This is a genomic window from Kitasatospora sp. NPDC056731 (assembly GCF_040687675.1).
Lineage (GTDB): Bacteria > Actinomycetota > Actinomycetes > Streptomycetales > Streptomycetaceae > Kitasatospora.
The window spans coordinates 1-2243 of sequence record NZ_JBFBNR010000102.1 but is presented as its reverse complement, the minus strand read 5'-3'; the positions used below and the strand labels follow the sequence as shown (position 1 = coordinate 2243).

Here is a 2243-nt window from a genome sequence, read left to right as displayed (position 1 = left end):
GGTTGGGTCGGGGACGAGACGCCGTGCACCCTTGCAGGTGTCGGTCTTCCCGTCCCCGCCCGCCGAACCGGACGTGCCCGTTGGCCGGGCATCCGGCTCTCCACGTGATCCGAGAGGGTCAGGTGAGGTGTTCGCTGACCTGGCCGACGAAGGCCATGTCGTCGTGGTCGGTCCGACGGAATCGCGCTCCATCGGGGTCGACCTCGTCGATGTTCCATGGTGTGCTGATCTGCGCTCCGCGATAGCGGTAGCGTTCGACCCGCATCTTCGCCGGGTTGTAGAGGACCATTCGGTCCTCGGCGATGCGGTCCGTTCCGTAGTAACGTCGCCGCAACTGCTTCCAGGCCAGGTGAGGATGCTTGCGGCGAATCCACCGAAGCATTCTCCACCACGCGTACCAGCCGAGGTAGGAGAACGTCTTCTTGGATGCGCCGTAGCGGAAGTAGCCTGCCCAGCCCCGCAGGACCGGATTGACCTTCCGCAGCACCTCCGCCAACGAGAGCGAGGTCGTTCCCTGCCCCGTCAGCCTCTTGATCTTGTGCATCACCGATGCCAGCGCCTGCTTTGCCGGAATCGTCAGTACGACTCGACGTCCGTCGCCCCGGATCTTGCTCTGGATGTGAAAGCCCAGGAAGACGAAGCCGTCGTCGATATGGGTGATGTGCGTCTTCTCGACCGAGAGGGTCATCTTCAGCTTGTCGGCCAGCAGCTCGCCGATCTGCGACTTCAGCGCCTCCGCGTCTGACCTGGTGCCGTGCACGAGCACGACGAAGTCGTCGGCGTAACGCACCAGTCGAAAGTTCGGCAGCCCCTTCTTGCGCCGGTACTGCCTGCGCCAGCGCGGACTCATCTCCTCGTTCCAGAGCCGGGCGAAGTGCCGGTCCAGGACCGAGAGATAGATGTTGGCCAACAGCGGTGAGGCGACCCCGCCTTGCGGAGTTCCGTTCAGACTGTCCGCAAAGCCACCGTGCAGTTCAACGACTCCGGCCCGCAGGAACGCACGGACCAGACGCAGGACCTTCCGGTCCTTGATGCGCTCTCCCACCAAGTCCATCAGAACGTGATGGTCGACGTTGTCGAAGCATGCGGTGATATCCCCTTCCACCACCCACTCGTAGGAGAGGCTGGTGAGATGGTGGATCTCGGCGATGGCATCCTGAGCCCGACGGCCAGGCCGATACCCGTAACTGGACGGGTAGAAATCGACCTCGAAAATCGGCTCCAGAACCAGCTTGAGGGCCATCTGCGCGACACGGTCGCGCAGGGTGGGGATCCCCAGGTAGCGGACCTTGCCGCCCTTCTTGGGGATCACCGCCTGCTTGACCGGCAGCGCGGTGAAGGATCCGTCCCTGAGCGAGGAACGCAGTTCCTCCAGGAACGGAATCACCCCGTAGTCCTCAACGTGATGACGCGTCACCGCGTCCACGCCCGCCGTTCTGGCACCCTGGTTGCCCGACACCCGCTCCCAGGCCACCAGCAAGGTGGACCGGTCGCAGATCAGGTTGAACACGTCGCCGAACCGGCGTTCCGGCTCGGCCCTTGCCCATCGGTGCAGCTTGAGCTGATGTTCGAGTACCCGTCGCTCGGCCGCGAAAATGCTCGGCCACGATATCGACGGCGCGTCGCTATTCAACAACGCTCCTCCCCGGCAGCAGCACCACTGCTATCACGCTGTCGCCCTTCCCCATGCGGCCGGCTTTCCCGACCTCGAAGTACTACGGCGACTCCGCCACGATCCGGCGCCATCAGTGAGCGTCGCACCTGCCCGCCGCCCGGCTGGCTGCCGGACGGGGAGGGCGACACCGGATCGCTTCCCACGTTCACTGAGGATCTCTACGACGGCTTCGGCGCCCAGCTCTACCCCGGCGGCATCACCACGGACCGCACATCGCAGTCTTGGTCCGGGCCTCCGACCACTCAGAAGCACGGTCGGAGAGGAGAGACCATCGGACAGAGCACTCTCCAGTACCGCAAAGCGACCCATCCACCAGATTCGGCAGGCCGCTGACGACTCACGGGGCTTCAACCACTGGTTCAGTTTCCTTACACCCATTCCGTCTTCGCTTGCGGGCACGGACCGCCTGGTGGTCTCGGTCCGCCCCTACGTTGTCGAGGCTGCTTCCGGCCTCACCCCCGACCTGGGGATCAGCCTGCCTCCAGCTTCAACCGGTCACTGCGATGACCAGCGGTGGGCTCCTCCTCCCACTCGATTCCTCAGCGCCTCGTGGCGCACGCCCGAACTC

The 2243-nt window shown here is 64.6% G+C and carries 1 protein-coding gene; it reads right to left on the bottom strand.

Annotated features, from left to right (window positions below; all coding sequences use genetic code 11):
• Positions 1 to 118: 118 nt before the first annotated feature.
• Entirely contained in the window at positions 119 to 1633 is a 1515-nt protein-coding gene (gene ltrA, locus AB0R04_RS38840) for a group II intron reverse transcriptase/maturase (RefSeq protein ID WP_363378891.1), read from the bottom strand.
• Positions 1634 to 2243: the final 610 nt, after the last annotated feature.